This is a genomic window from Cellulophaga sp. L1A9 (genome assembly GCF_009797025.1).
Classification (GTDB): domain Bacteria; phylum Bacteroidota; class Bacteroidia; order Flavobacteriales; family Flavobacteriaceae; genus Cellulophaga.
Map to the genome: position 1 here is coordinate 2,994,995 of NZ_CP047027.1, position 26,943 is coordinate 3,021,937.

Here is a 26,943-nt window from a genome sequence, read left to right on the forward strand (position 1 = left end):
ATCCCTATATACAGTGATATTTCTAAAGGGAAAGTTAAAAGTACTTGAAATTTGTTAGAAATTAGGAACTTGCACAACATCCGTTATTTGTTATTTTTGCAAGATGCAGTTACAAAACATAGTTTTAAATAAAAAGGTGCGCTTTGTATCCGTTTTTGCCCTTATTACTTCATTTATTTCATGCAGTTCAATTTGGAAGAAAGAAGAAGATAGAGAGCCTCTAGCACGTGTAGATAAATCATATTTATATAAAGATGATATTGAGGCATTGCTAAAAGATAATGTTTCGAAAGAGGATAGTGCCTCCTTTGTAACCAATTATATTAATAATTGGGCGACGAAGCAATTGCTTTTATCCAAATCTAAAATAAACTTACCAGAAGAGCAATTAAAAGAATTTAATCAACTTATAGAAAATTATAAGACAGATTTGTACACGCGAGCTTATAAAGAAGCATTAGTGAGCCAGACAGAAGATACCATTGTTACAGAAGCACAACTGACTAGTTTTTATGAAAACGAGAAAGAGAATTTTATGCTGAAAGAAAAATTGGTGAAACTTAGGTTTATAGAGCTTTCTACACAGTTTCTAGATAAAGAGCAAGTTGCAACACGTTTAAATCGTTTCAATACGAAAGATGTGAAGTTTTTAGATTCTGTTGGAATACAATTTAAAAACTTAAATTTTAATGATTCTATTTGGGTAAAAGCATCTAGAATTGTCAATGAAATTCCGCCCTTAACCTTTGAAAATGAGGATAGATACTTAAAAAAATCACAATTTTTTGAATTACAGGATTCAATAGGGGTATATTTGGCAAAGGTTACTGATGTGTTAAATACGAATGATACTGCTCCATTATCATTTGTCAAGCCATCAATTAAACAAATTTTATTAAATAGGAGACGGTTGGCGCTAATTAGGAAATTAGAAACCGAAATTATTGATGATGCAATTAAAGATAAAGAATTTGAAGTTTATGTTAAAGATTAAGAACACGATTACATTTTTAGTCCTACTTTTTGTTGGAATACTAAGCGCACAAGAAGAAATTATTGTAGAGGAAGTAGAAGTGAATGATGTTGCGGTGGTAGCTACGACTACAGATTCTGTGAAGCCTTTCAAAAAAATTAAATTAGATGGTGTTGCTGCGGTAGTGGGTGATTATTTAATTTTAGAATCAGATATTGATAAAACATTAATTGACTTGCGTAATCAAGGGGTATCTGCTGATGATGTCTCTCGTTGTGGTTTGTTAGGGAAATTAATGGAGGACCGTTTGTATGCACACCAGGCAGTTCAAGATAGTATATTGGTTGCCGATGATGAGGTAAATGCGACGAGTGATGCTCAAATTCAACAACTAGTAACTAGAGTTGGTTCAATGGAAAAAGTATTGTCTTTTTACAAGAAAACGGACGAGGAAAGCTTTAGAGAAGAACTTTATAAAATCAATAAGCTTCGTATGCTTTCAGAACGTATGCAGCGTAAAATTGTTGATGAGATAGAAATTACACCAGAAGAAGTACGTCAGTTTTTTAATAAAATTCCAGAAGACCAACGTCCCGTTTTTGGTTCGGAATTAGAGATTGCTCAAATTGTAAAAAAACCTGTTGCTCCAGAAGAAGAAAAGCAGAAAGTAGTAGATCGTTTAAATAGGATTCGTGAAGATGTCTTAGAAAAAGGATCAAGCTTCTCTATTAAAGCAATTTTGAATAGTGAAGATCCTGGTTCTAAGCAGGACGGTGGGTATTATAAAATTGATAAACAAACAGGTTTTGTAAAAGAATTTAAAGATGTTGCATTTAGCTTAAATGTTGGCGAAGTTTCTGAGCCTTTTGAAACAACTTATGGATATCATATTATTACGGTGGAAAAGATTTTAGGTCAAGATCGTGAAATTCGTCATATTCTTTTGATTCCTAAAGTGCCACAAGATGCCTTAGATGCGGCAAAACAAGAATTAGATACCATTCGTAATCAAATTGTTTCAGGGAAGTATACGTTTGCAGAAGCGGCATTAAATTTCTCTGATCAGAAAGAAACAAAATTTGATGGAGGACAGTTGCGTAACCCTGCGGATTACAGTGCTAGGTTTGAGCTTACCAATATGGATCCTACTTTTTACAATCAGATTCGTAATTTAAAGGATAATGAAATTTCTCAGCCAATATTAGAAGACGATGCTCGTGAAGGGACAAGTTTTAAAATCATGAAAATTACCAACCGTCATGACGAACATGTGGCAGATTTTTCTAAAGATTATATAAAGATTCAAGAGTTAGCTAAAACTCAAAAGCAAGCAGATGCTATCGCAAAATGGATGGCGGAGCACATAGAAGAAACATACATAAGTGTAAATGAAACGAATAAAGGGTGTGAGTTTGCTAATAACTGGATAAAAGAGTAATTACATGTCTGATGTTACAGCAATCAATAATCTTGTAGAAAAGCATGTTGCTTTAAAAAAAGAAATTGCCAAAATTATTGTTGGGCAAACGGAAGTGGTAGAACAGATTTTGCTTTCTATTTACACAGGTGGTCACTCTTTATTAATAGGAGTGCCGGGTTTGGCAAAGACATTAATGGTAAATACCATTGCACAAACATTAGGCTTAGATTTTAAAAGAATCCAGTTTACACCAGATTTAATGCCTAGTGATATTCTAGGGAGTGAAATTCTTGATCAGGATAGAAAATTTAAATTTATCAAAGGTCCAATATTCTCTAATATTATTTTGGCCGATGAAATAAATAGAACTCCTCCAAAAACGCAAGCTGCATTGCTAGAGGCCATGCAGGAGCGTTCTGTTACTATTGCAGGTGTAAATTATAAATTACCTGCTCCTTATTTTGTTTTAGCAACACAAAACCCAATTGAGCAAGAAGGGACATATCCTTTGCCAGAAGCGCAATTAGACCGTTTTATGTTTGCCATTGAGTTGAAGTACCCATCTATACGTGAGGAGATTGCTATTGTAAAAGCAACCACTTCAGATGTTAAAAACGAAATTAATGCACTGCTGAGTGCAGAAGAAATTATAGCAATTCAACAATTAGTCAGAAGAATTCCTGTTCCTGATAATGTGGTAGATTACGCCGTAAAATTGGTGAATAGTACACGTGCTAATTTAGAGGGGGCTTCAGATTATGTGAAACAATATATTGATTGGGGAGCTGGTCCAAGAGCCTCACAAAATTTAATTTTAGGAGCAAAGGCTCATGCTGCAATTAAAGGTAAATACTCTCCTGATATTGAAGATGTAAAAGCAGTTGCTTTAGGGATACTTAGACATCGAATTATAAAAAACTACAAGGCAGAAGCTGAAGGCATATCAGAAGATGCTATAATTCGTGAATTATTGTAGAAACTTCATCTACTTCAAACGTTTTCGTAAGAGATATTTTATAAAAAAGTGCAATTAAATGAGGTATTCGTTTTTTTGGATCCACTTTTTAAAATTTTTCTTAAATTCAATCGAATCAATTCGCAATTCTTTTATTTAGCCTCAATATTTTAGTAATTTTGCAAGATTGCAATAACCTAAAAAGTAGATTTTCTAAATATATGAGCATTTATAAAGATTACCTTAAGCAGATAGAAGAACGAAAAGATAATGGACTTCATCCGCAACCAATTGATGGTGCTGAATTGCTGAGTAAAATTATTGAGCAAATTAAAGATGTAGCTAATGAGTATAGAGAAGATTCTCTTAACTTTTTTATCTATAATGTTTTACCAGGAACTACCAGTGCTGCTTTTGTTAAAGCTAAATTTTTAAAAGAAATTATTTTAGGTGAAGCTATAGTTGAAGAAATTACACCTTCTTTTGCTTTTGAGCAATTATCTCATATGAAAGGCGGACCTTCTATAGAGGTGTTATTAGATTTAGCTCTGGGTGATGATGTGGCTATTGCTAAAGAAGCTGGAGTTGTTTTAAAGACACAGGTTTTTCTTTACGAAGCAGATATGGATCGTTTAGAAAATGCATTTAATAGTGGCAATGAAACAGCTAAAGATATTATAGAGAGTTATGCTAAGGCAGAATTCTTTACAAAATTACCGGAAATTGAAGAAGAAATTGAAATCGTAACTTTTGTTGCGGGTATAGGTGATATTTCTACGGATTTACTTTCTCCTGGGGGAGATGCTCATTCAAGATCTGATAGAGAATTACATGGTCAGTGTCTGTTTGAGCACAATAAAGAACAACAAAACGAATTAATTGCCTTGCAAAAGCAACATCCTGACAAAAGGGTAATGTTAATTGCAGAGAAAGGTACAATGGGGGTTGGTTCTTCTAGAATGTCAGGTGTAAACAATGTGGCTTTATGGACAGGTATCAAATCTAGTCCGTATGTTCCCTTTATTAATATAGCTCCAATTATTGCAGGTACAAACGGTATTTCACCAATTTTCTTAACCACAGTTAGTGTTACTGGTGGTATCGGAATTGACCTTCAAAACTGGGTTAAAAAGCAAGATGCAGACGGAAATACCATCCGAAATGAGGCAGGAGAGCCTGTTTTAGAGGAAGCGTACTCTGTAGCTACAGGAACTGTTCTTACAGTGAATACAAAAGAAAAGAAGCTTTATAATGTCGATAAGGAATTAATGGATATTTCAGCGTCATTAACACCTCAGAAGCTAGAATTTATAAAAGCTCGTGGATCATACGCCATTGTATTTGGTAAAAAACTTCAAGCATTTGCGGCCAAAGTTCTAGGTGTAGAGCTCGTATCTGTTTATGCAAACTCAAAAGAAGTTTCCAATGAGGGGCAAGGGCTTACAGCAGTAGAAAAAATATTTAATAAAAATGCCGTTGGTACAACGCCAGGTAAAACGTTACACGCAGGTTCTTATGTTCGTGTAGAAGTAAATATTGTGGGTTCGCAAGATACCACGGGGCTTATGACTTCTCAAGAATTGGAGATGATGGCTGCAACAATTATTTCACCGATTGTAGACGGTGCTTACCAATCTGGTTGTCATACCGCTTCAGTTTGGGATAATAAGTCTAAGGCGAATATTCCTAGATTGATGAAATTCATGAACGATTTCGGTTTAATTACCGCTAGAGATCCTGAAAATAAATACAAACCAATGACCGATGTGATTCATAAGGTACTTAATGACCTTACTGTTGATGATTGGGCTATTATTATCGGAGGAGATTCTCATACGAGAATGTCTAAGGGTGTTGCTTTTGGTGCAGATTCGGGAACAGTTGCACTTGCGCTAGCTACTGGTGAGGCGTCAATGCCAATTCCAGAGTCTGTTAAGGTTACTTTTAAAGGAGAAATGAAACCTTACATGGATTTCCGTGATGTTGTTCATGCTACACAGCAACAGATGCTTAAGACATTTGGTGGAGATAACGTGTTCCAAGGTAAAATCATAGAAGTGCATATTGGTACGCTTACAGCAGATCAAGCATTTACCTTTACGGATTGGACTGCAGAAATGAAAGCAAAAGCTTCTATCTGTATTTCTGAAGATGCTACCTTAATTGAGTCTTTAGAAATCGCAAAAGGTAGAATCCAAATCATGATTGATAAGGGTATGGACAATAAATTGAAAGTCCTTAAAGGACTGATTGCTATTGCTGACAAACGAATTGCAGAGATTAAATCAGGAGAGAAGCCTGCGCTGACTCCAGACGCAAATGCTAAATATTCTGCAGAAGTTGTCGTTGATCTTGATTTGATTGAAGAGCCAATGATTGCAGATCCTGATGTAAATAATGATGATGTTTCTAAGCGATACACACATGATATCATTAGACAACTGTCTTTTTATGGAGGAACAAAGCAAGTAGATCTTGGTTTCGTAGGATCTTGTATGGTTCATAAAGGGGATATGAAAATCTTAGCTCAAATGCTTAAGAATGTTGAGGAGCAGTATGGAAAGGTAGAATTTAAAGCGCCTCTTGTTGTTGCGCCTCCTACGTATAACATTGTAGATGAATTAAAGGCTGAAGGTGATTGGGAAGTTTTAGTGAAATACTCTGGCTTCGAATTCGATGATAATGCACCTAAGGCGGTAGCACGTACTGGATATGAAAATATGTTATATTTAGAACGTCCTGGATGTAATCTATGTATGGGTAATCAGGAAAAAGCAGAGCCGGGAGATACGGTAATGGCTACTTCAACTCGTTTGTTCCAAGGTAGAGTTGTAAAAGATTCCGGTGAGAAAAAAGGAGAATCATTACTTTCTTCAACGCCAGTTGTGGTATTGTCTACAATATTAGGTAGAACGCCAACTATGGAGGAATACAAAGCTGCAGTAAAAGGGATTAACCTTACTCAGTTTACACCGCCACATAAACTGTTGGTTAGAGCGTAAAAGAATAACTGCATAATAAATTAAAAAGCCTGAGTCCTAGATTCAGGCTTTTTCTGTTTTACAGGATAAAGTATTTCTTATCCTGAATGCATACGCGCTGTTTTTAGAGTAGAAGATGAGCGTGTAAAAAAATTCAGGCATTAAAATTCTTTTAAATATATTTTGAAGTCCAATTGGGTTGTAGTGTATTTCAAATGATATTCTGAAAAAAATTAATAAATAGGACTTACACTTTTGATTCGTTCAAGGGGTATACATCGGTTGGAGTTTTAGGTGATTCGTCTAAATTTCTTCGGTTATGATCATGATTCCCGTCATGTTTGTATTGAATTTGCTCAAATCGAGAAATTCTTTTTTATAATCATTCTATATTTTCGTTTACTTTTCTTTAGTCTTTCTATATTTTGTACCTTGTAGTACTTAAAATAAAATACTAAAAAAAATATATAAATCTTATGGCATTTGATATAGATATGATAAGAGGGGTATATTCCAATATGTCTGATCGTGTGAGTAAAGCACGTGATTTAGTTGGAAAACCACTAACACTTTCTGAGAAAATTTTATATTCCCACCTTTGGGATGGAACTGCTTCTAAAGCTTTCGTTAGAGGAAAAGATTATGTTGATTTTGCACCTGATCGTATCGCTTGTCAAGATGCAACAGCACAAATGGCTTTGTTGCAATTTATGCAAGCAGGTAAACCTAAAGTTGCGGTACCAACTACCGTACATTGTGATCATTTAATACAAGCGAAAAGTGGTGCGGCAGTAGATTTAAAATCTGCAAACCACACAAGTGCGGAAGTATTTAACTTTTTAGAGTCTGTTTCTAATAAATACGGTATTGGTTTCTGGAAACCAGGAGCTGGTATTATTCACCAAGTAGTATTAGAAAATTATGCTTTCCCTGGAGGTATGATGATTGGTACTGATTCTCACACAGTAAACGCTGGTGGTTTAGGGATGGTTGCTATTGGAGTAGGTGGTGCAGATGCTGTAGATGTTATGGCAGGAATGGCATGGGAACTTAAATTTCCAAAATTAATTGGAGTTAAGTTAACTGGAACAATTTCTGGTTGGACTGCACCTAAAGATGTAATACTTAAAGTTGCTGAAATTTTAACTGTAAAAGGTGGAACGGGAGCAATTGTAGAATATTTTGGTTCTGGTGCGTTATCATTATCATGTACTGGTAAAGGTACTATTTGTAATATGGGTGCAGAAATAGGAGCTACCACATCTACATTTGGTTATGATGATTCTATGGAACGTTATTTAAGAGCAACAGATAGAGCAGATATTGCTGATGCTGCAAATGAAGTTAGAGAACATTTAACTGCAGATCCAGAGGTTTATGCAAATCCAGAACAATATTTTGATGAAGTTATTGAAATTAACTTATCAGAATTAACGCCATTATTAAATGGTCCTTTTACGCCAGATTTATCTACCAAAGTTGGTTCAGATATGACGGAGAAAGCCACTAAGAATGAATGGCCATTGGCTGTGGAATGGGGGTTAATAGGTTCTTGTACGAACTCTTCTTATGAAGATTTATCTAGAGCTTCATCTATCGCACAACAAGCTATTGATAAAGGATTGAAAATGAAATCAGAATTAGGGATTAATCCAGGTTCTGAACAGGTACGTTTTACGGCACATAGAGATGGAATCTTACAAGTGTTTGAAAACTTAAATGCTAAAATATTCACGAATGCTTGTGGACCGTGTATTGGTCAATGGGCAAGATATAGTGATCCAAAAAATGCACCAAAGAACAGTATCGTTCACTCTTTTAATAGAAACTTCGCAAAACGTGCCGATGGTAATCCAAATACACACGCTTTCGTAGCTTCGCCAGAAATTACAGCTGCAATTGCTATTGCGGGTCGTTTAGATTTTAATCCGATGACGGATAAATTAATCAACGAAAATGGTGAAGAAGTTATGTTTGATGAGCCAACAGGATGGGAATTACCTCCTAAAGGTTTTGAAGTGGAAGATGCCGGGTATTTAGCACCAGACAAAGATGGTTCTGGCGTTGTTGTTAAAGTAGCAACAGATTCTGAAAGATTACAATTGTTAGAGCCTTTTACGCCTATAAAGGACGAAAGTCTAATGGGTGTTAAATTATTAATTAAAGCTTTTGGTAAATGTACTACTGACCATATTTCTATGGCTGGTCCTTGGTTGCGTTACCGTGGGCATTTAGATAATATATCAAACAACTGTTTAATTGGAGCTGTCAACGCTTTTGGTCAGAAGACCAATTTTGTTAAGAACCAATTGACAGGAGAATTTGGTGGTGTACCAGATACAGCACGTGCATATAAAGCAGCAGGTGTGAGAAGTATTGTTGTTGGAGATCATAACTATGGTGAAGGATCTTCACGTGAGCATGCTGCAATGGAGCCTAGACATTTAGGTGTTGCCGCTGTTTTAGTAAAATCATTCGCTCGTATTCACGAAACAAATCTTAAAAAACAAGGGATGTTAGGGTTAACTTTTGCAAATGAAAGTGATTATGACCTAATACAAGAAGACGATACATTCAATTTTATTGATATTTCAGAGTTTGCTCCAGACAAACAATTAACAATTGAAGTTGTTCATGCAGATGGAAGTAAAGATGTGATTAAAGTAAATCATACCTACAACCAATCGCAAATAGACTGGTATAGAGAAGGTTCTGCTTTAAACGTGATCAAAAAAGAGAACGTAGCATAGTAAAAACTGAGTATTAAAATTTAGTTAAAAATTAATTAATATTAATTCAGCAAAACTCCTGATATTCATCAGGAGTTTTTTAGTTTTGAGGAAACGTAAATACGTATGAAAATTACCAAGAAAACAGTATTAAATATTTTATTGTTTGCATTTATTCTTTCATTTTTTGTTACTCCTTTAGGGGATTATAGCAAAGTGCTATTGAATAAAATTTTCTCTTTCAGTCCTTCAGTTACTGAGGAATCCGATAGAAATAAGATTACAGATTATAATTGGACTCTAAAAGATGAAAACTGGAATTTTTTCAATTTTAAAAAATCAAAAGGAAAAGTTGTATTTGTAAATTTCTTCGCATCATGGGTGCTTCCTTGTGAGGCAGAATTGCAAAGTATTCAAACATTATATGATAAATATGAAGGTAAAGTAGATTTTTATATTATTTCTGACGAAGAAAGAGCGCCTGTTGAAACTTTTATGGCAGAACAAAACCTAAACTTTCCTGTTACCTACTTATTCATTGGAGAGAAAATGCCTTTAACAGATATTAAAGCACCAACTTCTTATTTAATTGATAAAGAAGGTAATATTGTTATTCATAAGGAAGGAATTGCGGATTGGGATAATTCTAAAATTTATGACTTAATTGACAGACTTTTAGCAAAATAATGAAATTCACTAGGGATAAAATTATAAACTTTGTGGTACTTATTGCTGCAGGTATTATTTTGTTTACACCCCTAGGTTTTCCTGTTAAAGTATTTGTGAATAAACTTATTTCTTTTGCTCCTTCTGAAGTTGATAAGGGTGAGCAATTGAAGCTCACTGATTATAATTGGAAATTAAATTCCTTAGATCATCATACGTTAAACTTTGAACGTTATAAAGATCGTGTTATCATCGTGAACTTTTGGGCCACATGGTGTCCGCCTTGTGTAGCAGAAATGCCAGAATTTCAGGAGCTGTATCAGGATTATAAGGATAAGGTAGTCTTTCTATTCGTTACCAATGATGATCAGCAGAAGGTAGCTGCTTTTATGGCAAAAAAGCAATATACCTTACCTGTATATTACCCAAAAAGTACAACACCAGATTTACTGCAGTCTACTGCTATCCCCGCAACCTTCATCATCAATAAGAATGGAGAAATTGTAGTAGATAAAACAGGTTCAGCTAATTGGAATAGCGAGAAAATTAGAAAGTTATTAGACCGTCTAATTTTGCAATAACATTATTTTTTAAAATATTTAAAAGGAACGAATAACATTCCAAAACACTCCCCATCTTCTTTTCCAGTGTGTTTATGATGCATTTTATGTGCTCTTCGAACTCCTTTAGCGTATCGGCTATTGGCATTTCTAAAAAGCTTAAATCGTTGATGGATAAATATGTCATGAACTAAGAAATAAGCGGCACCATACGCCATAATACCAAAGCCTATAGGTAAGCCATACCAAAACCAAGAGTTTACTCCTGTTAATATAAATGACATGCTGACTACCGCGTAAATGATAAAAAAAGCATCGTTACGTTCAAACCAGGAATCGTGGTCTTTATGGTGGTGATCGCTATGCAACACCCACAAAAAACCATGCATTATGTATTTGTGGCTAAACCAGGCCATGAATTCCATAAAAGCGAATGTGCTAATAAATATAAGGATCCAGATAAGCGTATTCATGTTATACTAAATTAAGTTTGTAATTTACATATGATTTTGCAAGGAGTCCAAATTTTTCATAATTCGGTACTCTAATTCTTGCGTTTTGTATTTCTAAAGGCGGTGTCCTTTGAAGTTTGGTCAATAGCCTTGAGTAGTATTTGTAGGCAGTATAAACCCCAAACTTTGCTGTGTGTGGTAATCTTTCAATCCCTTCATAGCCTAATTGGAAATCGGCTTTTATTTCGTCTACAATTCTTTTTTTTGATGCCTCGTCCAGCTGTTTTAGATTTGTATTTGGAAAATAGGTTCTGTTTAAGCCCTCAAAATCATCCTTTAAATCGCGTAAGAAATTTACTTTCTGAAAAGCAGAACCTAATGCCATTGCAGAGGTTTTTAAGCTTTCATAGCTTTCTTCATTTCCTTGAACAAAAACCTTTAAACACATTAGTCCCACAACATCTGCAGAGCCATAGATGTATTCTTTATATTCAGTATCTGTTTTGTATACTGTTTTATGAAGATCCATTCGCATGCTTTTCATAAAAGAATCTACCAAATGATACGGAATATTATAGGTGTGATAGGTGTACTGAAAAGAATTTAGAATAGGATTAAGGCTAATTTTGTGCGTTAATGCATCTTTTAAATCATTTTCAAACTTATTGAAAAGCATCTCCTTGTCATAATCATGAAACGTATCTACGATTTCATCTGCAAAACGTACAAAGCCATAAATATTGTAAATGTCTCCGCGAATTGAAGAATGCAACATTTTTGTAGCTAATGAAAATGATGTACTGTATGATTCAGTAACTATTTTACTGCAGCCGTAAGAAACTTGGTCAAAAATACTTTTCATAATTTTAATTATTTGATTTGGTAATCAATTCAGAGACTAATTTCCCTGAAATTAATGCAGGGGGAACTCCAGGTCCTGGAACGGTGAGCTGTCCAGTAAAAAATAAATTTTTCACTTTCTTACTTTTAAGATTTGGTCTTAAAAATGCAGTTTGCGTTAAGGTATTTGCTAAACCATAAGCATTCCCTTTGTAAGAATTGTATTCTTCAATAAAATCATTTACGCAAAAGGACTCTTTAAATATAATATTGTTTTTTATTTTTTGATTTGTTTTTTCTTCAAATCTTTTAACAATCAAATTAAAATATTCTTCTCTAACTTCTTCAGTGTCATTTAAATCCGGCGCAATAGGAATTAAGAAAAAGCCTGTTTCATTCTCTTTTGGTGCCATGCTTTTATCGGTCACCGATGGGAAATTGGCATAGAATAATGGATTTTTAGGCCATTTGGGTTCATCGTAAATTTCTTCGGCATGCAGTTCAAAGTCAGTATCAAAAAATAAGTTGTGGTGCTCTACGTTTTTAATTTTTTTATCAAAACCTACATAAAATAAAAGTGAAGATGGAGCGAATGTTTTTTTACTCCAATACGCTTCGGTAAATTGCCGATCTTCCTCTTTTAGTAAGGTTTCAGAATGATGGTAGTCTGCTCCGCTAAGTACAAAGTCGGCTAAATGTGTTTCTCCATTTGTGATTATTCCAATTGCTTTTTTATGCTCAACGAGTATTTTAGAAGCGGGACTATTTGTATTTATTTTAACTCCCAGCTCTTTTACTAGGCTTTCCATAGCTAAGATAATTTCATACATACCCCCTTTTGGGTGCCATGTTCCTAGACCGAAATCAGCGAAATTCATAAAGCTGTAAAATGATGGTGTTTTACTAGGTTTAGCTCCTAAAAAGAGAACAGGAAATTCTAAGGTTGATACCAGTTTTTTATTCTTAAATCTTTTTCTAACCTCTGAGCTTATGGTTTTAAAAAATTGATCTACTCTGGTAATGGTCTCAGGAGTAACTAATTCTAATGGGGACAGTCCTGGACGTAAAACTACTTTGTTAATTGCGATATCATAATTCTCCTGAGCTATGGCGATAAATTTCCGCAGCTGAATAGCACTGCCTTTTTCGATACGTTCAAATTCCTCACATATTTTATCCATGCAATCGCCAATGGTAATTACATCATCTGAAAAAAATATTTTATAAGCAGGATTAAGTTTGGCTAGCTGGTAATAATCTGATGTTTTTTTACCGAAATCACCAAAAAATTTATCAAAAATATCGGGCATCCAATACCAACTCGGACCCATGTCAAAAGTAAATCCGTCTTTTTTTAGTTGACGTGCGCGTCCACCAACGGTACTATTTTTTTCGAAAATAGTAACCTCAAATCCGTCTTTAGCTAAATAAGCCGCAGCTGACAATGAGGAGAATCCAGAGCCAATTATTATTACCTTTTTTTTCATTTACTTTTTAGAATATTATAATTCACTTACAAGTTTTTCTATGGACTTGAATTTTTTTATGTTTTTAGGGAGCATGTCTGCTTGTATGTGTTGTACTTGATGTCCTAAAATCCAAAATTTATAATTGTTGTCAATGCCTAGTTCTTGATGGAAGTTCTCAATGTATTTACGGAGCTTCCCTTTATTGGGTTCAACAGTGAAATAGGATAAGAAATAAATATTTTCACAATAGCCGAGTAAATCTTTTAAGCATTCTATGGGAACGGTCTGACCTAAATAGATTGTTTTGTACCCTTTTAACGTTATTTCATAATTTAAATAGAGTAAACCAATATCATGAATCTCATTATCAGGTAAGAAAAGCACAAATGTTTTGTCTGTTTTTGTAGGCTTATTAACTAATAATTTTTCTGTATTTAGTATAATCTTTTGTTTAATGAGATTGGTTATGAAATGCTCATGAGACGGACTCACAGCATTATTTTGCCAAAGCAAACCCAATTCATTGAGGAGCGGAATAAAAGCTTCATAAAATACTTCTTTAAAGCTGCTTTCTGTTAATAGGCTGTTGTACGTGTTATAAAATAAATTGGAGTCAAAATTTACCATGGCTATTTTAAAAGAATTTATAGCATGGTTCTTAACTGTTTTTTTTTCAATGACTTCTTGAACGAAGTTTGGAATTTCGGTATCAGGAATTTGAGCAATTTTAGAAATCTTATGTCCGTTATTATAAAGTAACGTAATGTTTAAAAGCTTTTGTAAACTTTTAAGACTATAATTTCTAATGTTGGTTGTCGTCCGTTCTGGTTCCAGTAAATTGTACCTTTTTTCCCAGATACGAATCGTATGGGCTTTTATTCCAGATAAATTTTCCAAATCTCTAATACTAAAGTATTTTTTCACGTTGTTCATTTATTTTGAAAAAAGGTTAAACAAATTTAACCTTTTTAATGATTGAAATGTTTTTTTTTGGTCTCTTTTTTAAAAGAGAAATGAAAGAAGTTTATTTTAGGTGGGAATATGCGCGTAACAAAAAAGTCATTTAAGAAATAATTTCTTAAATGACTTATGTGCCCACGACTAGATTCGAACTAGCACGTCCTTGCGAACACCACCCCCTCAAGGTGGCATGTCTACCAATTTCACCACGTGGGCATTTTGAGATTGCAAATTTACTAAACTTTTTTCAACCTCATTTTATTTTTTATTCAAAACTTATTTTATAAAAAGGGATCTTTTTTTTTGGTATTTTAAAATAATACCATATTTTTGACACGTACCAGAACAGACCAGTACGGTTGATGATTATGCAAAATAGCTTTAGTTTTATTATTGATCACGATAGTGATGTGCCAAAATATCAGCAAATTGTTGATATAATCAACCAGTCTATTGCTAAGGATGTTTTGGCTATTGGTGATTCTTTGCCTTCTGTAAACTCCTTTTGTCAAGAACATCATCTATCAAGAGATACCGTTTTTAAGGCGTATACAATTCTGAAAGAGAATGGGGTTATAAAATCTGTTCCTAATAAAGGGTATTATATCGCGAGTAAAAACAGAAAAGTACTACTAGTTTTGGACACCTTTAAGGCGTATAAAGAAGTGTTGTATCATTCTTTTATTAATGAAATGGAAGATGATATTATTACCGATGTTCAATTTCACCATTATAATATTGAAAATTTTAAAACCATACTTAATAATAGTTTAGGAAAATATTATAAGTACGTAGTAATGGGCTTCGATCATAAACAAGTGTCAAAAACCTTAGCTAAAATCCCGAACAATGATTTGTTATTAATAGATTGGAATATTAATTCAAGTCCAAAAAATAATTATGTTTTTCAAGATTTTGGAGTCTCTTTTTATAAAGGATTAGAAGCTATTACAGAAAACTTTAAGAAGTATACAGCGCTTCATTTCCTGTATCCAAACTATACTAATCACGCCAAGGAAACGGTAGATTATTTTGAGAGGTATTGTAAGGACAACAACTTCGATTATCAGATTAAAACAAATCCGCAGGAATATAACATAGAAAAAGGGATAGCTTACATTAGTGTGAGTGACCGCGTATTGGGTGTTTTTTTAGAACAGTGTCGTAAACAAAATTTTGAACCAGGCGTAGATGTAGGCTTTTTGTCCTATAACGATACCCCCATGAAAAAATTTATTTATAAAGGAATAACGGTGGTGACTACTGATTTTGAGCAGTTGGGCATAAGTGCCGCAAAATTTATCAATTCAGATAAACCACTTCAAGTTTATGTGCCCACAAAAATTATAGTAAGAGATTCATTATAACAATATGTACTACATAGGATTCGATTTAGGAAGTTCGTCTATAAAAGCGGCTTTAGTAGAGATTAAAACAGGAAAAAGTCTAGGTGTCGTTCAAGAACCAGAGACAGAAATGAGCATGCTTGCCTTGAAAAATGGATGGGCAGAGCAAAACCCTGATGATTGGTGGAAACACATTTGTAAAGCTATTGAGCGCTTAAAAAGAAAGTATGCTGTTTCTAAAGCAGATATTAAAGGGATTGGTATTTCGTACCAAATGCATGGGCTTGTCATTGTAGATAAGGAAGGGAAACCACTTAGGAAAAGTATAATATGGTGTGATAGTAGAGCAGTAGAAATTGGTAATACCGCTTTTGAAGCCCTAGGGGAAGAAAAGTGTGCTGCTCATTTACTAAACTCCCCCGCTAATTTTACAGCCTCGAAATTAAGATGGGTTAAAGAAAATGAACCAGATGTATATGCTAAAATTCACAAGTTTATGCTGCCTGGCGATTATATCGCTTATAAATTCTCCAATAAAATAAATACGACCATCTCAGGTTTGTCTGAGGGTATTTTTTGGGATTTTAAAACCGATAGTATTGCTCAATTTCTTTTAGACTACTACGGAATAGAAGAGGCACTTGTACCTACAATAGTAGATACTTTTGGTTTGCAATCTAAGGTAGATGAAAAAGGCGCTAAAGAGAGTGGCTTGGCTATTGGGACTCCAGTTTTTTATAGAGCAGGAGACCAGCCCAACAATGCATTGTCTTTAAATGTATTTAATCCGGGAGAAGTAGCTGCTACAGGGGGGACTTCTGGTGTGGTTTACGCGGTAACAGATAGTTTGTCTGGTAAAGAAAGCACACGCGTAAATAATTTTGCACACGTAAATTATAAAAAATCAGATCCGCGTATTGGTAAGTTATTAAATATCAATGGCGCAGGAATACAATACCGTTGGTTGTTAAATAACCTAGCAGTTAACTCGTATGAAGAGATGAATATGCTAGCCTCAGAAATAGGAATAGGTTCAGATGGGGTTTGTATGCTTCCTTTTGGGAATGGTGCAGAGCGTATGCTTAATAATAAAGATATTGGGACAAGGTTGGTCAACGTAAATCTTAACAACCATCATAAAGGGCATTTATGTAGAGCTGCTTTAGAAGGTATCGCCTTTTCTTTTGTCTACGGCATGGAAATTTTAAAATCTGATGGCATTGATGTACATGTAATTCGGGCAGGAAATGACAATTTATTTCGATCAGAAATTTTCGCAAATACAGTGGCCACCTTAATAGGGTATGAAATAGAAATATATAATACTACGGGCGCCATTGGAGCAGCAAGAGCTGCCGGTTTACATGAGGGTGATTTTGATACCTATGGTAAATTAATCATGGATAATGATCACGTGATGACTTTTATGCCCTTTAAGGATAAAAAGCCGTATCAAGAGGCCTATCAAAATTGGAAAAAAGAATTAGAACTCGTTTTAAATAATAAATAAAATAACAACTTAAAATTAAGTAACATGGCAATCTTAGGAGATAAAGAATATTTTAAAGGTATTGGGGAGATTAAATTTGAAGGTAAGGATTCTGATAATCCTTTAGCATTTAAATATTATAATCCAGAGCAAGTAGTTGCAGGAAAAACAATGCGCGAGCATTTTAAATTTTCTATAGCTTATTGGCACACGTTCTGTGGACAAGGAGGAGATCCATTTGGCCCTGGAACTCAAAATTTTGAATGGGACAAAGCTTCAGACCCTATCCAAGCTGCAAAAGACAAGGCAGATGCTGCTTTTGAATTTATTAGTAAAATGGGCTTTGATTATTTCTGTTTTCATGATTATGACTTAATTCAAGAAGCATCAACTTTTGCTGAATCAGAGAAGAGATTGGCAACAATAACAGAATATATAAAAGAAAAGAAAGCTGCTTCAGGGGTAAAATTACTTTGGGGTACTGCGAATTGTTTTTCTAATCCGCGCTATATGAATGGTGCTGCTACAAATCCAGATTTCAATGTGCTTTCTAGAGCAGGTGGTCAAGTGAAATTGGCTTTAGATGCTACCATGGCTTTAGATGGTGAAAATTACGTTTTCTGGGGCGGTAGAGAAGGGTATATGTCATTATTGAACACAGATATGGGCCGTGAATTAGATCATATGGGACAGTTTCTAACAATGGCAAGAGATTATGCAAGAGCACAAGGGTTTAAGGGTAATTTCTTTATAGAGCCAAAGCCAATGGAGCCAATGAAACATCAGTATGATTTTGATTCTGCTACAGCAATTGGCTTCTTAAAAGAGTACGGTTTAGAGAAGGATTTCAAAATTAATATAGAAGTAAATCATGCCACCTTAGCACAACATACTTTTCAACATGAAATTGCTACAGCTGCTAAAGCAGGGATGTTAGGTAGTTTAGATGCCAACCGTGGAGATTATCAAAATGGATGGGATACAGATCAATTTCCTAACAACATTCAAGAAACTACAGAAGCTATGTTGGTCTTCTTAAAGGCTGGCGGTTTGCAAGGTGGTGGTGTTAATTTTGATGCAAAAATCAGAAGAAACTCTACAGATATGGAAGATGTATTTTTAGCACACATTGGTGGTGCAGATACTTTTGCCAGAGCATTGTTAACAGCAGATAAAATTATTACTTCTTCGGCTTATGATGATTTGAGAACAAAACGTTACAGCTCTTTTGATGCTGGAAAAGGTAAAGATTTTGAAGCAGGAAAGTTAAGGTTGGAAGACTTGTATAAAATAGCTCAAGAAAATGGCGAACTAGAATTAAAAAGCGGGAAGCAAGAGTTGTTTGAAAATATCATCAACCAATACATATAAGCCAGATCTATGGAAACTCCTAGAAATTCTAAATACTTAATGCAACTAACGCTGGTTGCTACATTAGGCGGATTACTTTTTGGTTATGATACAGCGGTAATTTCTGGAACCGTAAGTGCATTAGATAGTTTTTTTGTATTGCCTTTTGGTTTAGATGAAATGTCGGCCAATTCTCGATTAGGCTTTTTAGTATCTAGCGCATTAATCGGTTGTATTATTGGAGGAATTTCTGGAGGTTATATCAGTAAAAAAATAGGAAGAAAAAAAGGATTGTTGCTCGCAGCAATCCTTTTTCTTTGTTCAGCATTGGGTTCTGCAATGCCAGAGCTGTTTATGAAACCTATTGGAGCAGGAGACCATACTTTTATTTATGTTTTTATTGTTTATAGAATAATAGGTGGTATTGGTGTAGGTTTAGCGTCTATGCTATCCCCTTTATATATCGCAGAAATAGCTCCTGCTAAAATTAGAGGTAAATTAGTTTCATTAAATCAGTTTGCGATCATTTTTGGGATGTTGATTGTGTATTTCGTAAACTATTACATCGCAGGTCAAGGAGATGATACTTGGTTAAATACTGTTGGATGGAGGTGGATGTTTGCTTCAGAAGTGATTCCCGCATCATTATTTTTAGCCTTTTTATTATTTGTTCCAGATACTCCACGGTCCTTAGTGCTTAAAAATAAACCAGAAAAAGCACTACAGGTTCTTGAGAAAGTAAATGGGAAGTTAGAAGCTCAAAAAATATTACATGATATTCAGAACACGGTATCTCATAAATCGGGCAAGCTATTTTCTTTTGGAATAGCTGTAGTGGTTATCGGTATTTTAATATCCGTTTTTCAGCAATTTGTAGGTATTAATGTAGTCTTGTATTACGCTCCTGAGATTTTTAAGAATATGGGATCTGGTACAGATACTGCCTTACTGCAGACTATTATTGTGGGGGGTGTAAACTTACTATTTACTGTTTTAGCAATTTTTACTGTAGATAAATATGGTAGGAAACCGTTAATGATTATAGGTGCTTTAGCAATGGCAGTAGCCATGTTTGCATTAGGAGCAACGTTCTATTCGCAAACGGTAGGGATTCTAGCATTAATCTGTATGTTGGTATATGTTGCTGGTTTTGCCATGAGTTGGGGCCCCGTAACTTGGGTGCTATTGTCTGAAATGTTTCCGAATAAAATACGAGATAAAGCTTTAGCGGTGGCGGTAGCTGCACAATGGATTAGTAACTATGTAGTCTCTTGGACCTTTCCAATGATGGATAAAAATAGTTACCTCTTAGAAAAATTTAATCATGGTTTTGCGTATTGGATTTATGGTGTAATGGGATTAATTGCCATGTTTATAGTATGGAAATTTGTACCCGAAACTAAAGGTAAAACACTAGAAGAAATGGATGACGTTTGGTGGGAAGAAAATTAAGGATTTTCAATTCTAATGAAGCGAAATTTTTAATTTAGGTATTTATTATGCGATTTCATATGCTTTCTGTATTTTTAAATAAAAAACAATCATATGAAATTTTTAATAGCCTCAATTTTTTTAGTGCTCACGATTAGCATGCATGCACAAAGTGTTACAGGGAAATGGCAAACTATAGATGATGAAACAGGAAAGGTAAGATCTGTTGTAGAAATTTATTCAGACAATGGAAAGGTATTTGGTAAAATTATAGAGATAACGGATAAGTCTAGACAAGACCGTCTTTGTGACGCCTGTAGTGGTTCAAATAAGGACAAACCTATCTTAGGTATGGTCATTATTAAAGATCTTGAGAAAGATGATGATGAATGGGAAGATGGAACTATTTTGGACCCTGAATCTGGTAAAGTGTATAAATGTTATATTACTTTAGAAGAAACAAATAAATTAAAAGTTCGTGGCTTTATTGGTTTTTCTTTACTAGGAAGAACACAATATTGGACAAGAGTGCAATAGCATAGATTTATTTTAAAAAACAGCATTAAAAAAGGGGATAGAATCATTGGTTGATTCTATCCCCTTTTTAATATAATAATTTAGAAGCTTTATAAAAGCTATTTAATTAGGCAATCTTTGGTGTCTTTGCAATAAATGCAACAACAATCCCGAAAACGATATGGCCTAAAAGTAAAGCCATAATCATGGGAATCATTGCGCCTTCAGGTCCTGGAGTAGCGCCACCGGCTATTGTCCCCATAATCGTCATACCAATTTTTGCTAAAATAGCAATGATAATTCCAAAAACGATCCCTTTTAAAACCTTGCTTTCCATGGGTAATTTAGAACTAAAAAAGAAAACATAGGAAGCAGCAAAAACGATTCCGATCATAAAATGCATTATCCAACCTACTGCGATGGGCATTCCCATCATACCAGAAACCATTTCAGGTGGATTCATATTTGCCAGGCCTATCATAGGGGCAATCATCATTATAATAGTCATAACTACAGTTGCGGCAATTCCAGCAACCAAGGATTGTGTGATTTTAGATTTCATAATTTGTATTGTTTTGAAGTTAGCTGTTTAGGTAGACGTATAAAAGTAGGTAACTGACAAAGAAATAGCGTAATGTTTTGATCTACCTTCTGATTGGGGTGTTAATTTCTAAACCTGAAGGGGGTAGTATTCATAAAACTAATTTTCAATAGGTTAAGGTCGGTTTCTTTTTTTTAAAACTTTAAAAAAATCAATTCAATTTGTCAGGTTGTATGATTTATTCGTCTCTTTTACTAAGAACTTGTTCTGAGTTTACTCAAAGCAAATAATTTTAAAAGATATAAGACTATGAGAAAAATAATTATAATAAGTGTTGTTGCCCTGCTGTTAGGGGTGGTTTATTTAAACAAGCGTTTCGGACTTCTATCTATGGCTGGTCTTAATGGGAAGGGGCTTCCTACGAAACAAGTGGCTGGGAACTTGGCAGTGGAGCATCAAATTTCAAATAATACATTAGACCATTCGCAATGGACCGTTTTACTTAAGAAATATGTGGACGACAATGGTCAAGTAAATTATAAGGGGTTTTTACAAGATAGAAATCGATTAGAAGATTATTTGGATGTATTGTCAAAACAAGTTCCAACAAATAACTGGTCGGTTCAAGAACTATTGGCGTATTATATCAATCTTTACAATGCGCATACAGTAGCTTTAGTACTAAGGAACTATCCACTTAAAAGTATTCAGGACATAGATGGTCCTTGGACCACAGATTTTGTAAAGATTGGAGATAAGGAACTTTCTCTTGGTGCTTTGGAACATAGTATTCTAAGAAAAATGAACGAACCACGCATTCATTTTGCGATCAATTGTGCTTCCACCTCTTGCCCAAAGTTGTTAAATGAAGCTTATACTCCAGAAAATATAGAAGATCAATTAGAAGAAGCGGCTCTTGGTTTTATTATTTCAGGTAATAATACAATTACACAAGATGAGCTAATCTTATCACGGATTTTTAAATGGTATAAAGGCGATTTTTCTAATGGCGAACTTATTTCATACCTCAAGCCGTTTACCAAAATAGAAATTGCTTCCAAGGCTGCAATCGATTATAAGGAATATGATTGGAGCTTAAACGAAAAAAATTAGGGAGCCACATCCCCTTAAAATGGGTCTGTGAGAATTGAATGCGTTTTACGTATGCATTCAATCGGTGCTAGTACTTATATCACAACAAAAGACGTGTTGCATTTGTTAAATAATAAAAATTTAATGAAGTGCTATAAATGCAAAAAGCCTTTCAAATCTATGATTCAAAAGGCTTTTCTGTGACCGGGCTGGGGCTCGAACCCAGGACCCTCTCCTTAAAAGGGAGATGCTCTACCAACTGAGCTACCAGGTCATTATTTCAATGATTTGCTGTAGAGAAATATTCCCTGTTTGCGGGTGCAAATATACAACCTTTAGTCACATATCCAAGCAAGAAAAGTCCTTATATATTTAGAAAAGGATTAAACGATACTGAAGATGCTATAAATGCAAAAAGCCTTTCAAATCTATGATTCAAAAGGCTTTTCTGTGACCGGGCTGGGGCTCGAACCCAGGACCCTCTCCTTAAAAGGGAGATGCTCTACCAACTGAGCTACCAGGTCATTATTTCAATGATTTGCTATAGAGAAATATTCCCTGTTTGCGGGTGCAAATATACAACCTTTAGTCACATATCCAAGCCTATTTTGAAAAAAAATTATTTTTTTTTGAAATCACTTTATTTTGGTTCAATTTTACACAAAATAAGAAAATGAAAATAGTACTTATCGGTTACATGGGAAGTGGAAAAACAACAATTGGAAAATTGCTTTCTAAGAAATTGAATATCAATTTTATAGACCTGGATGAACATATCGAATCTAAATTAAATACAAGCGTTTCAGATATTTTTAAAGACCGTGGAGAGATCTATTTTCGGAAAATGGAGCATAAATATGTTCAAGAACTAATGGAAGAAAAAAAATCATTTATTTTATCTACAGGGGGAGGAACACCTTGTTATGCGAATAATTTAGCATTAATTCAAACGCATACAAAACAGGATTTTTACCTAAAATTATCAATTCCTAGTTTAGTAAAACGTTTAATAAATGAAAAAGAAAGCCGACCATTAGTTCAAAACATCGCAGAAAATGATTTGCCAGAGTTTATAGGGAAGCATTTATTTGAAAGAAATAATTTTTACCTGCAAGCCAATACTATCATTGTTTGTGATAATAAAAACCCTGAAGAAATTGTAGCTGAAATTATGCAGCAATTAAAGTAAGTACACCTTGTCGCTATTGGTTTTAAATTCTACTTGTATTTGCTCGTGTAAAGAAGTTGATAGCGATATTCCTTTATAATCTGCCTTGACAGGGTATTTTTTATGGTTTCTATTGACGAGTACTGCTGTTTTTAACTGTTTTAGAGGAACACGTAAAAAATGATGAACACCATAAATAAGTGTAGTGCCTGAGTTTAATACATCGTCAACCAAAACAATAGATTTGTTGGCATAATCTTCTTCTTTTATAGAAGTAGAGACACCGGATTGTAAAGGATTTTTTTTATCCATACTAACCTTGCAAATGTTTATTTCAGAAGAAGTAATAGCTCTTAGTACTTTTGCAATCTTTTTAGCGAAATTTAAACCGCCACCTTCTATTCCTGCAATGATGATTTCTTTTTCATCAACATTAGCTTCATAGATCTGGTATGCAATTCTATTAATTTTGTATTGTATTTCTTTGTGTGATAAAATTTGATGTTGCATTCGGTTTAAGTTTTCATATCAAAGATAAAGAAACCCTTCTTTATTCTTCACTATTTTTAGTTTCAGAAGAATCATCAATATAATCTTCAATGTCTCTTCTGTCTTTTTTAGTAGGTCTGCCGGTTCCTTTCTTTCTATAATAATCTTTAGAGAACTTTAGCAGTTCATTATTTTCAAATGCAGAAGCAGGTGTGGTGTCTTTCCTGTAAATATCAACCAGTTTAGCGGCAACTCTGTTTGGAGGAATATCTAGAACCGTCAATTCATAGTTGATCTGATTTTTACGCACAATAATTTTATCCATCGGTAAAACATCCTTTGATGGTTTCGCGGTAGCGCCATTGAGCTTTACATGTCCTTTTTTACAGGACTCTGTTCCAATATTTCTTGTTTTAAAATATCTAATACACCATAGGTATTTATCTATACGCATAAACAGTTATAATTCTTTCTTAATCTTTTCTACAAAAATAGGGGAAAATTGTATCTTGCGACACTTAAAATTAAATGGATGAATATCAAAAGCATATTTTATTTTTTAGCAATTACTTTACTTTTCATTTCTTGTAATAAAGATGATGACGATATTGTAGTTGTTCCTCCAACAGATCTTAGCGAGATAATAGTAGATGACGAAGCAGCGCTTCAAGCGTATTTTTCAAGTCATTTTTACAACTACGAAGATTTTGAAAGCCCAGCGGAAGATTTTGATTATCAAATTGTGTTTGATACCATTTCAGGAGATAATAGTGATAAGATTTCATTATTAAATAGTGACGGTTTTGGCTTTAAAACAATTAAAGTTAAATCTGAAAATGTTGGTATTACAGATGGCGATGAAGAAATAGATCACAAATTATATTACTTAGTAGCTAGAGAAGGTATAGGTGCTGCAACAACTTTTGCCGACTCAACCTATGTGAGGTACCAAGGCGAATTGTTGGACGGAACTATTTTTGATTCTTCAGCAGCTCCAATTTGGTTTAGTTTGCCTTCATTGGTAACAGGCTTTGCGCAAGGTATTACGGAATTTAAAGGTGGTGGGCCAGGTAGTATAAATGAAGATGGTACTGTAAATATTGAGGATTATGGTATTGGTGTTATTTTTATGCCTTCTGCTCTTGCATACTATTCAGCGACGCAAACAAATATTCCGGCATATTCTCCTATACTTTTTAAAATAGATTTATTTGCAGTCAATCAAGCAGATCATGATAATGACGGTATTCCTTCTTATTTAGAGGATGTAGACGGAGATGGTAGATTGAATAATGATAATACAGATGAAGAAGATGAAGCAGATGTATTTACATTTATCCCTAATTATTTAGATGCAGATGATGATGGTGATAATACGCCAACTAGTGAAGAGATAGATATTGTAAATGGGGAAGTAGTTTTTAGAGATACTGATAATGACGGTATTCCAGATCACTTAGATCCAGATACAAAATAAAATAAAATAGATTAAATTAAAAAACCTGAAAGCTACGTGTAGCTTTCAGGTTTTTTTATGCGTTCCTATTTCTTTTGGAGTCTTAGATTTTTAAAGATAAACTCAGAATTAATTGATCTGGTCTAGTATCTATTCTATCTACACTTAATAGGTTATTATTGTTAATAGCAGTTATTTCATTTTCAGAAAAACCGCGTTCGTAACGTAAATCAATACCCAACTTACCAAGATTAACCCCAGCTCCTATATTAAGACCTACAGTGAAATCATTCTTAACATCACCAAAGGTAATGCCATCATAATCTGTATCTAGTATGTACTGTAATGATGGACCTGCAAATACGGTCAAGGGGCCAATAACATTAAAACCGATTAATAGTGGAGCATCTAATTTAGACATGTCCAAACTATTATTCTCATAATCAGATTTTGTTTTGGTATAGACTAATTCTGGTCTAAAGTAAATTTGCTCTCCAAATTTCCCAAAAATACCCACATGGTATCCAACATTGCCATCTGGACTCTTGTATGCATCTTCTGCAGAATCAAAATAATCGCCATTGGCGCCATAGTTTAGCCCTGCTTTAATTCCAAAACCAGGCTCTGTTTGTGCCATTGCAATACCGCCTATTAAGGCCAATACTGCTGTTAAAATTGTTTTTCTCATGTTTTCTATAGTTTAAAAACAAGAATAGTATCAATAATAATACCAATTCAAGTTTGTTCTCATCACCTTCAACGATATGCAAGAGGCTTTATTGTTTTTGAAATTATAAGACCTTGTTAAATTTTTAAATGCTTAATTTTAGTAGATTCTGATTTTACGTTCAATAATTTCAACTTTATTTTTTTCTTAAGTAATATCCTTGTCGAGTTAACTATATTTGCGCTAATTTAATAGACGATTTGAAATTTACACTAAAGCATACCGATCCACATAGTAAAGCTAGAGCAGGAGAAATGATCACTGATCATGGAAAGATTGAAACGCCAATTTTTATGCCTGTAGGTACTGTTGCCTCTGTAAAAGGAGTGCATCAGAAAGAGCTTAAAGAAGAAATAAACCCAGATATCATCCTAGGGAATACCTATCATTTATACTTGCGTCCTAAAACTCAAATTTTAGAAAAAGCAGGTGGACTCCATAAGTTTATGGGCTGGGATAGAAATATTTTAACAGATAGTGGTGGGTATCAAGTGTATTCTTTATCTGCTAATAGAAAAATTAAAGAGGAAGGCGTAAAGTTTAAATCACATATTGATGGTTCGTACCATACCTTCACTCCAGAGAGTGTGATGGAGGTTCAGCGAATCATTGGAGCAGATATTATTATGGCATTTGACGAGTGTACGCCATATCCATGCGATTATAAATACGCACAACGTTCCATGCATATGACGCACCGTTGGTTAGAGCGTTGTATTAATCATTTAGAGAAAGTACCGTACAAGTATGATTACAGTCAATCTTTTTTTCCGATTGTACAAGGATCAACCTATAAAGATTTAAGACGTCAATCTGCAGAATATATTGCGGGAGTAGGAGCAGAAGGCAATGCAATTGGAGGTTTGTCAGTAGGAGAGCCGGCAGATGAAATGTATGCCATGACCGAAGTGGTTTGTGAAATACTTCCAGAAGATAAACCTAGATATTTAATGGGGGTAGGTACGCCTATAAATATTTTAGAAAATATAGCTTTAGGTATTGATATGTTCGATTGTGTAATGCCAACGCGTAATGCGAGAAATGGAATGTTATTTACAGCACACGGGACCATTAATATCAAGAATAAGAAATGGGAGGATGATTTTTCTCCGGTGGATGAAATGGCAATAACGTTTGTAGATACAGAATATTCAAAAGCATATTTACGTCATTTATTTGCGGCCAATGAATATTTAGGAAAACAAATAGCTACCATCCATAACTTAGGTTTTTATTTGTGGTTAACTCGTGAGGCAAGAAAACATATCTTAGCAGGCGATTTTACAGAATGGAAAAACAAAATGGTAAAACAAATGGATAAAAGATTGTAACC

General features: G+C 34.3%; 24 protein-coding genes and 3 tRNA genes. 16 read left to right on the forward strand and 11 right to left on the reverse strand.

Features of this window, described 5'->3' with window-relative positions; genetic code table 11:
• Nucleotides 1-103 precede the first annotated feature (103 nt).
• From GQR94_RS13025 to GQR94_RS13055, 7 genes are all read left to right on the forward strand, one after another.
• Nucleotides 104-994 (forward strand): peptidyl-prolyl cis-trans isomerase, encoded by an 891-nt coding sequence (locus GQR94_RS13025; RefSeq protein WP_158975907.1) that lies wholly within the window; start codon nt 104-106, stop codon nt 992-994.
• On the forward strand, nt 981-2,411 hold the full coding sequence (locus GQR94_RS13030; protein WP_158975908.1) for a peptidylprolyl isomerase: 1,431 nt from the start codon (nt 981-983) through the stop codon (nt 2,409-2,411). The genes GQR94_RS13025 and GQR94_RS13030 overlap by 14 nt, the downstream gene beginning before the upstream one ends.
• A gap of 4 nt (nt 2,412-2,415) precedes the next feature.
• Complete coding sequence (locus tag GQR94_RS13035; protein ID WP_158975909.1) at nt 2,416-3,369, forward strand: MoxR family ATPase; 954 nt, start codon at nt 2,416-2,418, stop codon at nt 3,367-3,369.
• Between the two features lie 200 nt (nt 3,370-3,569).
• The gene (locus GQR94_RS13040; RefSeq protein WP_158975910.1) at nt 3,570-6,350 is read left to right on the forward strand and encodes a bifunctional aconitate hydratase 2/2-methylisocitrate dehydratase; all 2,781 of its coding nucleotides are present in this window, start codon (nt 3,570-3,572) and stop codon (nt 6,348-6,350) included.
• 455 nt (nt 6,351-6,805) lie between these two features.
• On the forward strand, nt 6,806-9,079 hold the full coding sequence (locus tag GQR94_RS13045) for an aconitate hydratase (protein ID WP_158975911.1): 2,274 nt from the start codon (nt 6,806-6,808) through the stop codon (nt 9,077-9,079).
• 105 nt (nt 9,080-9,184) lie between these two features.
• Nucleotides 9,185-9,745, forward strand: a complete 561-nt coding sequence (locus tag GQR94_RS13050; RefSeq protein ID WP_158975912.1) for a TlpA disulfide reductase family protein — start codon at nt 9,185-9,187, stop codon at nt 9,743-9,745.
• The gene (locus GQR94_RS13055; RefSeq protein WP_158975913.1) at nt 9,745-10,305 is read left to right on the forward strand and encodes a TlpA disulfide reductase family protein; all 561 of its coding nucleotides are present in this window, start codon (nt 9,745-9,747) and stop codon (nt 10,303-10,305) included. Before GQR94_RS13050 ends, GQR94_RS13055 begins: the two co-directional genes overlap by 1 nt.
• A gap of 2 nt (nt 10,306-10,307) precedes the next feature.
• Here GQR94_RS13055 and GQR94_RS13060 read toward each other — a convergent pair whose 3' ends face one another.
• The 5 genes from GQR94_RS13060 to GQR94_RS13080 form a co-directional block, all read right to left on the reverse strand.
• Nucleotides 10,308-10,757 carry a sterol desaturase family protein gene (locus tag GQR94_RS13060; RefSeq protein WP_158975914.1) on the reverse strand — a complete coding sequence of 150 codons (450 nt, stop codon included), beginning with the start codon at nt 10,755-10,757 and terminating at the stop codon, nt 10,308-10,310.
• A 1-nt stretch (nt 10,758) separates the two neighbouring features.
• A complete protein-coding gene (locus GQR94_RS13065; protein WP_158975915.1) occupies nt 10,759-11,598 on the reverse strand; it encodes a phytoene/squalene synthase family protein in 840 nt (279 codons plus the stop codon).
• Between the two features lie 4 nt (nt 11,599-11,602).
• A complete protein-coding gene (locus GQR94_RS13070; protein ID WP_158975916.1) occupies nt 11,603-13,063 on the reverse strand; it encodes an NAD(P)/FAD-dependent oxidoreductase in 1,461 nt (486 codons plus the stop codon).
• A 15-nt stretch (nt 13,064-13,078) separates the two neighbouring features.
• A complete protein-coding gene (locus GQR94_RS13075) occupies nt 13,079-13,978 on the reverse strand; it encodes a MerR family transcriptional regulator (RefSeq protein WP_158975917.1) in 900 nt (299 codons plus the stop codon).
• A gap of 159 nt (nt 13,979-14,137) precedes the next feature.
• Nucleotides 14,138-14,221, reverse strand: a tRNA-Leu gene (locus tag GQR94_RS13080).
• A 152-nt stretch (nt 14,222-14,373) separates the two neighbouring features.
• Between GQR94_RS13080 and GQR94_RS13085 the strand changes: the two genes are divergently transcribed.
• The 5 genes from GQR94_RS13085 to GQR94_RS13105 all read left to right on the forward strand — a co-directional run bounded on the left by GQR94_RS13085 (nt 14,374) and on the right by GQR94_RS13105 (nt 20,158).
• On the forward strand, nt 14,374-15,372 hold the full coding sequence (locus GQR94_RS13085; RefSeq protein ID WP_370458254.1) for a GntR family transcriptional regulator: 999 nt from the start codon (nt 14,374-14,376) through the stop codon (nt 15,370-15,372).
• A gap of 4 nt (nt 15,373-15,376) precedes the next feature.
• The gene (locus GQR94_RS13090) at nt 15,377-16,861 is read left to right on the forward strand and encodes a xylulokinase (protein WP_158975919.1); all 1,485 of its coding nucleotides are present in this window, start codon (nt 15,377-15,379) and stop codon (nt 16,859-16,861) included.
• A gap of 24 nt (nt 16,862-16,885) precedes the next feature.
• On the forward strand, nt 16,886-18,211 hold the full coding sequence (gene xylA, locus GQR94_RS13095) for a xylose isomerase (protein ID WP_158975920.1): 1,326 nt from the start codon (nt 16,886-16,888) through the stop codon (nt 18,209-18,211).
• A 9-nt stretch (nt 18,212-18,220) separates the two neighbouring features.
• Complete coding sequence (xylE, locus tag GQR94_RS13100; protein WP_158975921.1) at nt 18,221-19,642, forward strand: D-xylose transporter XylE; 1,422 nt, start codon at nt 18,221-18,223, stop codon at nt 19,640-19,642.
• Nucleotides 19,643-19,735: 93 nt separating this feature from the next.
• The gene (locus GQR94_RS13105; RefSeq protein ID WP_158975922.1) at nt 19,736-20,158 is read left to right on the forward strand and encodes a DUF2147 domain-containing protein; all 423 of its coding nucleotides are present in this window, start codon (nt 19,736-19,738) and stop codon (nt 20,156-20,158) included.
• A gap of 106 nt (nt 20,159-20,264) precedes the next feature.
• Here GQR94_RS13105 and GQR94_RS13110 read toward each other — a convergent pair whose 3' ends face one another.
• Complete coding sequence (locus GQR94_RS13110) at nt 20,265-20,699, reverse strand: DUF6789 family protein (protein WP_158975923.1); 435 nt, start codon at nt 20,697-20,699, stop codon at nt 20,265-20,267.
• Nucleotides 20,700-20,987: 288 nt separating this feature from the next.
• On the opposite strand from GQR94_RS13110, the gene GQR94_RS13115 reads away from it, so the two are divergent.
• On the forward strand, nt 20,988-21,791 hold the full coding sequence (locus tag GQR94_RS13115) for a DUF547 domain-containing protein (protein ID WP_158975924.1): 804 nt from the start codon (nt 20,988-20,990) through the stop codon (nt 21,789-21,791).
• A 180-nt stretch (nt 21,792-21,971) separates the two neighbouring features.
• Here the strand turns inward: GQR94_RS13115 and GQR94_RS13120 are convergent.
• Together GQR94_RS13120 and GQR94_RS13125 are read right to left on the reverse strand one after the other, a co-directional pair.
• A tRNA-Lys gene (locus GQR94_RS13120) sits at nt 21,972-22,044 on the reverse strand.
• 177 nt (nt 22,045-22,221) lie between these two features.
• Nucleotides 22,222-22,294: transfer RNA gene (locus GQR94_RS13125), tRNA-Lys, on the reverse strand.
• A 149-nt stretch (nt 22,295-22,443) separates the two neighbouring features.
• On the opposite strand from GQR94_RS13125, the gene GQR94_RS13130 reads away from it, so the two are divergent.
• The gene (locus GQR94_RS13130) at nt 22,444-22,959 is read left to right on the forward strand and encodes a shikimate kinase (protein WP_158975925.1); all 516 of its coding nucleotides are present in this window, start codon (nt 22,444-22,446) and stop codon (nt 22,957-22,959) included.
• On the opposite strand, the gene GQR94_RS13135 is transcribed toward GQR94_RS13130, so the two are convergent.
• Nucleotides 22,951-23,448, reverse strand: coding sequence for a phosphoribosyltransferase family protein (locus GQR94_RS13135; protein WP_158975926.1), 498 nt, complete (start codon nt 23,446-23,448; stop codon nt 22,951-22,953). The genes GQR94_RS13130 and GQR94_RS13135 overlap by 9 nt on opposite strands.
• A 40-nt stretch (nt 23,449-23,488) precedes the next feature.
• Complete coding sequence (locus GQR94_RS13140; protein ID WP_158975927.1) at nt 23,489-23,881, reverse strand: RNA-binding S4 domain-containing protein; 393 nt, start codon at nt 23,879-23,881, stop codon at nt 23,489-23,491.
• Nucleotides 23,882-23,959: 78 nt separating this feature from the next.
• Here GQR94_RS13140 and GQR94_RS13145 point away from each other — a divergent pair, with 78 nt between their 5' ends.
• Nucleotides 23,960-24,904, forward strand: coding sequence for an FKBP-type peptidyl-prolyl cis-trans isomerase (locus GQR94_RS13145; RefSeq protein WP_158975928.1), 945 nt, complete (start codon nt 23,960-23,962; stop codon nt 24,902-24,904).
• A gap of 82 nt (nt 24,905-24,986) precedes the next feature.
• On the opposite strand, the gene GQR94_RS13150 is transcribed toward GQR94_RS13145, so the two are convergent.
• Nucleotides 24,987-25,571: an outer membrane beta-barrel protein gene (locus tag GQR94_RS13150; RefSeq protein WP_024481402.1), complete on the reverse strand. Its 585-nt coding sequence runs from the start codon at nt 25,569-25,571 to the stop codon at nt 24,987-24,989.
• Between the two features lie 239 nt (nt 25,572-25,810).
• On the opposite strand from GQR94_RS13150, the gene tgt reads away from it, so the two are divergent.
• Nucleotides 25,811-26,941 (forward strand): tRNA guanosine(34) transglycosylase Tgt, encoded by a 1,131-nt coding sequence (tgt, locus tag GQR94_RS13155; RefSeq protein WP_158975929.1) that lies wholly within the window; start codon nt 25,811-25,813, stop codon nt 26,939-26,941.
• Nucleotides 26,942-26,943: the final 2 nt, after the last annotated feature.